General features: G+C 30.3%; 11 protein-coding genes. 5 read left to right on the top strand and 6 right to left on the bottom strand.

Annotated features, from left to right (window positions below; translation table 11 throughout):
* Positions 1-53 precede the first annotated feature (53 nt).
* The 5 genes from CLLU_RS17475 to CLLU_RS17455 all read right to left on the bottom strand — a co-directional run bounded on the left by CLLU_RS17475 (position 54) and on the right by CLLU_RS17455 (position 4146).
* Positions 54-1070, bottom strand: coding sequence for an alpha/beta fold hydrolase (locus CLLU_RS17475; protein WP_242977735.1), 1017 nt, complete (start codon positions 1068-1070; stop codon positions 54-56).
* Positions 1071-1223: 153 nt separating this feature from the next.
* On the bottom strand, positions 1224-1397 hold the full coding sequence (locus tag CLLU_RS17470) for an aspartyl-phosphate phosphatase Spo0E family protein (protein WP_106011046.1): 174 nt from the start codon (positions 1395-1397) through the stop codon (positions 1224-1226).
* A 160-nt stretch (positions 1398-1557) separates the two neighbouring features.
* Entirely contained in the window at positions 1558-1833 is a 276-nt protein-coding gene (locus CLLU_RS17465) for a hypothetical protein (RefSeq protein ID WP_106011045.1), read from the bottom strand.
* 651 nt (positions 1834-2484) lie between these two features.
* Entirely contained in the window at positions 2485-3384 is a 900-nt protein-coding gene (locus CLLU_RS17460) for a thermonuclease family protein (protein WP_106011044.1), read from the bottom strand.
* A gap of 174 nt (positions 3385-3558) precedes the next feature.
* Positions 3559-4146, bottom strand: coding sequence for a hypothetical protein (locus CLLU_RS17455; RefSeq protein ID WP_106011043.1), 588 nt, complete (start codon positions 4144-4146; stop codon positions 3559-3561).
* A 193-nt stretch (positions 4147-4339) separates the two neighbouring features.
* Here CLLU_RS17455 and CLLU_RS17450 point away from each other — a divergent pair, with 193 nt between their 5' ends.
* The 5 genes from CLLU_RS17450 (at position 4340) to CLLU_RS17430 (ending at position 7229) form a co-directional block, all read left to right on the top strand.
* The gene (locus CLLU_RS17450; protein WP_106011042.1) at positions 4340-4648 is read left to right on the top strand and encodes a hypothetical protein; all 309 of its coding nucleotides are present in this window, start codon (positions 4340-4342) and stop codon (positions 4646-4648) included.
* A 101-nt stretch (positions 4649-4749) separates the two neighbouring features.
* Positions 4750-5226, top strand: coding sequence for a hypothetical protein (locus tag CLLU_RS19240; protein WP_106011041.1), 477 nt, complete (start codon positions 4750-4752; stop codon positions 5224-5226).
* A gap of 15 nt (positions 5227-5241) precedes the next feature.
* Positions 5242-5445, top strand: coding sequence for a CDGSH iron-sulfur domain-containing protein (locus tag CLLU_RS17440; RefSeq protein WP_242977733.1), 204 nt, complete (start codon positions 5242-5244; stop codon positions 5443-5445).
* A gap of 273 nt (positions 5446-5718) precedes the next feature.
* Positions 5719-5970, top strand: a complete 252-nt coding sequence (locus tag CLLU_RS17435; RefSeq protein WP_106011039.1) for a hypothetical protein — start codon at positions 5719-5721, stop codon at positions 5968-5970.
* Positions 5971-6257: 287 nt separating this feature from the next.
* Positions 6258-7229, top strand: a complete 972-nt coding sequence (locus CLLU_RS17430; RefSeq protein ID WP_242977732.1) for a polysaccharide deacetylase family protein — start codon at positions 6258-6260, stop codon at positions 7227-7229.
* 137 nt (positions 7230-7366) lie between these two features.
* Here CLLU_RS17430 and CLLU_RS17425 read toward each other — a convergent pair whose 3' ends face one another.
* The gene (locus CLLU_RS17425) at positions 7367-7603 is read right to left on the bottom strand and encodes a DUF2164 domain-containing protein (RefSeq protein WP_106011038.1); all 237 of its coding nucleotides are present in this window, start codon (positions 7601-7603) and stop codon (positions 7367-7369) included.
* Positions 7604-7957 lie beyond the last annotated feature (354 nt).

The raw sequence follows: 7957 nt of genomic DNA, 5'->3' as shown, positions 1-7957 counted from the left end.
GTGTCATATATATTAAATAGATATTTATTTTTTTAACATTGTATGAACAAAATTCAGTGAAGAAAATTATATTTATAAACTGAATGTTCATAAATATGGTCAACATCATTCTTAGACTTATTTATATGCCTATTACCATTTTTCAAATATTCAATAACATAATTTCTCATGGCATTCATTGCATCAGCATCTCTGACCATATCACCATGAGCATATCCAGTTTGTATCACACTAAATTTTTTATTGACATCACCAAATTCACTGCTCTTTTCCTTTAATAAATTAACTAAATCCAATACATTACCTTCTGTAATATTTGGAAGTAATTTGGCTTTGTCAGGATCAATCCCAAATTCTAAAGGATTCTGCTTAATCATGGAAATAACTCCTGCCAATGAAGGTGTACCTGTAGAGGGATCTCCAGTAAAATTTTTACAATTTCCTGCAAGCAATAGTACATTTTTATGAATATCCCAGGTTTTAGTGATATCATTATTCCATGACATATCCATGTATTGTAAGAATTCGTCATAGGATAGACCTGATTCCGACTCATATTCTAAAATATTCATAGTATCTTCCGTCACATTAAATTTTTCGAGATCTTTAAAATTATAATATGCCCTATCAAGCAATACCACATCTTTTACTCTATTAGGATATTTTTCAGCAAACATCATAGCTGTATCTGCTCCAAAAGAGTGTCCAACTAAATGTACTTTTTTTATACCATAGGAATCCAATACTGCTTTTATCGAATTCAATTGAGTATTCCACGACATAGATGGAACATGTCCACTATTACCATGATCCAAGTAATCTAAAGTTATCGTCATATATGGATTACTTTTATTATACAAAAATTCACCATGGACATGACTTCCTCCCAACCCGTGCAAAAATACAATTGCTTCATTTGAATTTGAGTGATAGTTATAAACTTCGGTATATATTTTTACTCCTTTATAGTTGACATATTTTTGTCTAATACCGCCCTCTGCCCTGCAAGATATTGTCGTAAAGCCTACAATCAAAACAGACATAAAAATCGATAAAAAAAATTTCTTCACGTAAACCTTCCCCCTAAACAATTATTTTAATTTAGCATTCTACATTAATCTTCAAATTCCTTCAAATCTTGTAATTATAATTGGATATACTGTTATTTCAAAAATATCAAATACATAATTATTTTAGAAGGGGGACTTATCCCCCTCCTTCTCTTACTTGCCTATTCTTTTTTCTACTGCCTTGCTGTATTCATTCAAAATAGAATCTAGTTTTTGACTTTCAGCAATTATTTCTGAATCCAGCAAATTTCCGTTTTGTTTGATCGTCTTCAACAATTCTGCCCTTAATTTTTCGACTTCCTTTAATATTCTATCAACTTTAGGCATAAAAAAGCACCTCCTTTCTCAAATCAGTATAAGAAAGAAAGTGTTTTTTATAAATATATTTTCGCATCATTTATTTTACATAACTGTTGTAATAATACCGCCATATCTGCCCAATTTCATTTCCATAAATTCTCAAAATTTGACTTAAAGTATATTTATATTATTTTAATGCTATAAGAGCTCTTCCCAGGCACATAATTAAGACAGCTATCAGACAAACTACAGCCGAACTCCTTGATTTGTTTTTAAATGCACTCATACCGAAAAAAAGCACAAAAGGTGCTGCAAAAAAAAGCAGAAATAATCCCCAGTTGGGCAAAATTGCTATTGCACAAGTTATGTAATAGATTGAAGCAACTATCATTTTATATTTTTCACCTGTTCTAAATCCAGGTATATATTTTAATATATTTTTCAATTTAACATCCCCTGTCATAAAATTATCTCCATTTAGAGTAAACTATCACCATTAAATTTCATGATTTCCGTACATAGAAATTGACAGTATTATTTTATATAATTATATCATTAAAATACAAAATAAGCATTGGGAGAAAACTTCTCACAAATGCTTATTTTATACATAGGAAAATACTATATTAAATTTTATTTGTATTGGCTCTACAGCTTTCACCTAAATCTTCTTTGGAAGTACACTGATATTTTTAAACTTACTATTTTGTGTTCTGTATTTTACAAACGGACTTACAACCGTCTTTGGTTACATTACAGAATAGTAATGAAGTAATTGCTATTCTATCGTACTGAGACATTCTTCTAATTCCTGTCTGGTCAATTCAATTGTTATAACCATATTATCACCACCTCTTCATTTCTTATTTTTATAATACTCCAAATTAATATATTTAGCATTATTATCTCATTAATTTAATATTAAATATATGTTAAAATAAAAAAATAGTACTGATTGGGGATTCAGTACTCATAGGGTTAGTTATAATTTAATCATTACATCTTACATTTTTAGTATATGATAAGAATATTATACGATTATGTCCTATAGGTTAATTATCTGTTAAATAGATCATTTAATTTTGAAGCTGTACTTTAAACTTAAAATCAGTTCTTATCTCTTTGAACGCCTATATCCTGCAGCTTGTGCCTCCGCCTCCGTATTAAAATATTCCTCCGCATTGGTTTTATCATAGAAAGCTCCACCGGGAACATGGTATATCTTCTCTCCTTTAGCGTTGACATTTCCTTTTATCAATCCATTACTTGAAGAGGAACTTGTACTATTTGAAATCGCACTTGATGAATTTCCACTTGAGTCTGATATAGAAGATGTAGAGCCGGAATTTGAAGAAGAACTTATTCCATCACCTTTTGTAGTTCCGTTGGAATTTAAAGCCCATAGTCCCCTGCTGTTCTTCCTAGCATCTGCACAGAACTTCCTGAAATATTCAGCATACTTTACATTAGGCTGTACAGTCATCTGTTCCGCATAGCCGTTGAGTGCCAGTACAGCATTGAACATCTTATTTCTAATTTCACTCTCCGTTATTTCTACTGGAGGTGAAATCCATACATATCTAAGTAATCTTCCATAGGTATCCGTATTTCCCGCATCATTTTCAAGATACACGGTTTTCCCATATAATTGTGATTTAGTATAATTAGAAGCTTCTTCCCCGTACTGTTCATGTTTAGCAGTGGACTCAGGAGTGTTGACACCAATAAGTCTAACCTTTGCATTTTGTCCATTTTCAAATGTCACTCCTATTGTATCTCCATCTGTATGATGGGTTACAGTGGCTTTCTCAAGTCTTATTGGAGATTGACTTTCATCCTGAATTGATGATGTGCTTGTCCTGTTGCTTACAGTTGAGCTTTGTGATGCTACCTGCTTGGACTTATTTTCACTGCCAGTGGAGGATGAAAAATTTGAGCATCCCGACAGCGTAAATAACAAAGCTGCTATTAGAAAAACCATTAACAGCTTATCTGCGAAATTTTTATTTTTCATTGGATAATCTCCTTTTGTGCCTCTTTTATTGTAACTATAACTAATATTATACAGTAATTTGTCAATCTCTGCTGGAATTTCCACACTTGAATTTTGCATAGTGCATTTAAATTATGCTTAAACACAGATAAAGCCTGCCTGAAACAAATCCGGGCAGACTTTAAGTTTACGTTTTCACACTATAACAGGCATTCTCAATTTATTTTCAATTCCCTCCCAAAAGCTATTAAAGCAGGGATTTTGTTCTATATACTGAAATATGGATTTTATTTCATCTATGGAAGTATATGAAATACAGGAGGTTTTATTATTTTTTTCATTTTGCGGAGACTTGAGCGTAGTACTTGCATCTATATTCAATATTTTATTTATATCTCTAATTAATATCTTATTACCGTATATCCTTAGACGTAATGCTTTATATTTTATCTTTTTCTGTCTACTTCTGTATCTGGTAGAATAGTCAAATCTGCTGTGCAGTTCTATATAAGCCCTTAGAAAATCACCATATTGTTTTAATCTTGGCAGCTGCCGAATATCGGAATTTCTGCTGCTCCAGCCCATGGACTTTAATTTTTCTATATTAAAATATTTAGTACTCAATACATATTGTACATTATTTTTATCTTTTTGTTCATATATATTATTTCCACAGACTCTTTGTATTTGCTCAAGAAAATATTTATTCTTATTCTTAAAAATTAATCTTCCCCGTGATATATATCCAATTGAGAATATTATGCCCAAAATATAATCATTCAACACCATCACCTCATTTATTTTATGTAATTTTCATATTGAATATAAACTTTTCTATATTATTTACGAGTATCAAGATTGATTTTAGGGTGCTTATATTATATTTTTCCTCATATTTTTAAATTTGTATTATACATTAGCCTGAATTTTACTATAGTGCTATAATAATATTAATTTAAAATAAGGAGTTGTACTCATGAATAAGACAATTATTGAATTGGAGTTACTCTACTCTGATGCCAAAAAAGATCCTTCGTTAAAAAGGAAATTGCTCGCAACCAGTTCGGCAGATGACCCCATGGACGTTTTCTGTAAAATAGCCTGTGATGCAGGACATCCCATAACTGTAGGAGAGCTTTTAGCAATTGGACAAGAATACAGTGACAACCAGTGTAAAAGTACAAATGGTGGAAATCCTGACCCCTACGACTCATTTGAAGACACATATGAAACATTTCTAGCTTCTCTATCAAGTGATTCTAATATAGATCCTAGGTCAAATTAATAATGACCTAGGATTAAAATTATTGACTCTGTTCCAATAAAAGATATAAAATCAAAGATAATTTTTTAATTAAACTAAAAAATACAGAAGGAGTTTTAAATATGGATTTTTATAAAAGAGTAGAGGAAAATTTAAAAAAAATTTGTGAGGAATGTAAATTTAATGGTACAAGCCAGTGCATACCATCAAGGTGTATTATAGGATTTGCTTCAAACGCTATAAGAACTGCAAAAATTAAAGGACAGCAGACAATTGAAGATGGTACCAAATTAATACCACAAGATGACATGAAGGTATATGATGAAAATTTAATAGCTAAAAGCATAGCAAGTGTTTGTGCATTATGTAAAGAATGCAAAGAAAATCATGATGAAAATTGTATAGTGTCATTAGTCAGAAGATCACTAGAAAATACGCATTTAAAAGAAGATATCATTTATCCTGGAAATATATTAATGTATCTTGTTAATGTTGCAGAGCAGGACAGAGCTTTTTCGGAAAAAATAAGAAATGAATATATTCAGATAATGGAAGAATATAAAAAACAACTGCATATCGACAAGTCTGTAATATTCTAAAAATCTCCCATTTCAGTGGAACTTAAAAAAGGCACGACCTATTACTGGTGTGCATGTGGTAAAAGCTCTAGTCAGCCATTTTGCGATGGTTCACATGTAGGTACATCATTTTCGCCATTACCCTTTACTGCTGAAAGAAATGAAGCGGAAGCCCATATATGCGCCTGTAAGCATACCAAAAATCCTCCATACTGTGATGGTTCACATAAAAATCTCTGAATATAAATTATAATATCTAAATCCAGTTGATGAATTCTTCCATAGAATGATTAAATTTGTTTTTAATCATTTTAATGTTACTGCAACCACTAATTTAATAATGATATAATTTGAAAACACTGTTAGGATATAAATAAGCCTAAATTCCCCAAAATATAAATAAGGAGCTGATTAGCATAAGTTATTGGTTGTAATTTCAAACTCACTTTAACAATGTTTTAGACAAAAAGTGAACTAAAAAATACAATATAACAAAATTTAGGAGGATTTAAAATGTTAAAAATCAAACACAAATTAATTTCATCATTAATAGTCGCAGCACCATTATTATTAAATGCAGGAGCAGTTACAACAGTTCATGCAAGTTCTATAAATAATAAATCTTGTGCAGCTTATAATTCGGTCTGTAAATCTGCAAAATCAAATAATTGTACAACCATTAATGGTGTACAATACGACTGTTCAAAACTTATACAGTCTACTTGTTCAGATGTTAATGGTTCAGTATACAATTGCATAAAATAATATGATCCGAATCTATATAGAGACTTAAGTAAAATATAAGGGGTTGTCACATTGATATGCTCCCTTCTAAGTAGAGAAGTGAAATAATAAAAACTTGTTTACTTGAAAGGGAGCATTTCACATGATATGACAACTTCAACTTATTTTTTGCTCAAATATAATAAGTTTATTTGTAAAAATTAGTATTTTTTAATTAAAACTTAATAGTTCTTAATCAAAATTTAGTAGTTTATGCCATCTATAAGCTGTATAATATATACCGATATAGTTAAGGGGGATGGCATATAATGAAAATTAATGGCAATAATAAAAGAAGAAAAAATACAATAATAATCTCAATTTTAGTTTTATTTCTATTTTCTATTGGACTTATTAGCTGTACAACAATAAATACAAAGGGGAAAAAATCCATGTATAATGCAGAAAATGGGACAACTTCAAATAATTCGCAGAAATCCATGAACAATACAAAAGGTGCAAAGGATCCAAATAATTTAGAGAAATCCACGAACAATACAGAAGATACAAAAGCTCTAAATAATTCAGAGAAATCCATGGATAAAGCAGAAGATACAAAGGGTCCAAATAATTCAGCTAATGAAGATGCCTTAAACAAAACGGAAGATACAGCAGTTCCAAATAATTCAGATGACTTCAATCCTTATAAAAAAGATGGAAGGAAAGTAGTTTATTTAACTTTTGATGATGGCCCTTCTGCTAATAATACACCTAAAATATTGGACATATTAGATCAGTATAACATAAAAGCTACATTTTTTTTAATAGGGGAAAATGCAGAACAAAATGAAGAGCTTGTAAAGGAAGAAGCTGCACAGGGAAATGTAGTTGGAAACCATACTTATTCCCATGATATGAACTACATATACTCTGATCCGAAAGTATTTATGGAGGATATTTATAAATGTCAATCCGTACTGTCATCAATTTTAGGGAAAAATTATAATCTAAAACTCGTAAGATTTCCAGGTGGCTCCTTTGGCGACAGGTTAAAGCCCTTCAGAGAAGAGCTCATAGAAAATGGATATCATTACGTTGATTGGAATGATTTAAATGGAGATGCAGAGCATAATAACGTGTCTGTCGAGAATTTAATTTATACTACAAAAAAATATGCTATTTATGACCATTTGGTTGTGCTTATGCATGATGCTCCTGCAAAGACTACTACTGTACAAGCCCTGCCTGCTATCATAGAATACTTTAAATCTCAGGGGTACTCTTTTGAAACACTAAAGTGAATTTTGCACCTAGTTAAAGACCGGATATCTTCGTAAGTTCAATATATTAACCAGTACATAAGCTTTACACCTATTTTTGTACTTTCAACACTTATTAGGCAATACAAAAAAGAAAGTTCTGTATTTTACCAAAACTCTTAATATTTTTGAATTGACAGCAAATCTTCAATTCTTTCATCCATGTATTTATATGAATCATAAACTCCCTGATTATAAAATTCCGGAGCTAGTTCTTCTATAATAAATTCTAAAATTAGACTTGCAGCTAAATCTCCCAGTTCCTCATCTCTTTCATTTAAAAAATAATTTTTTATTTTATCTATCATATCCTTCTTTGTTTCCTTACTCAATTTTATTTTATTTTTACTCCTCATATATTACCTCCAATATTTGTAACATCATATTATAATTTTAACATATGAAATGCAAACTGGAATATTTATTTTTTATCAGTCAACCAGGGTGAATTTTTGTCTTTTCTAACAAGTGTACACCATTTAATATCTTTTCCACTAACAAAATAAGCATCCTAAATGACGGATGCCTATTCACAATACAATTAAGGGAGATTCTATTATTGTTTGCACTTTATATTTATAATATATGAATTATTTGTTATACCTTAGTTATATATTAATAAATTATTTGTGAACATTCTGTCTTTACCAAACTAAAATTACTCTAAGCACCTTTCTTATAAAATATTTTAGGCATACTCTTATATAATC

Origin of the sequence: Clostridium luticellarii (genome assembly GCF_002995845.1) — a bacterium.
Taxonomy (GTDB): Bacteria; Bacillota; Clostridia; order Clostridiales; family Clostridiaceae; genus Clostridium_B; species Clostridium_B luticellarii.
The sequence above is the reverse complement of the archived record's forward strand: the minus strand, read 5'-3'. Positions and strand labels throughout refer to the sequence as shown.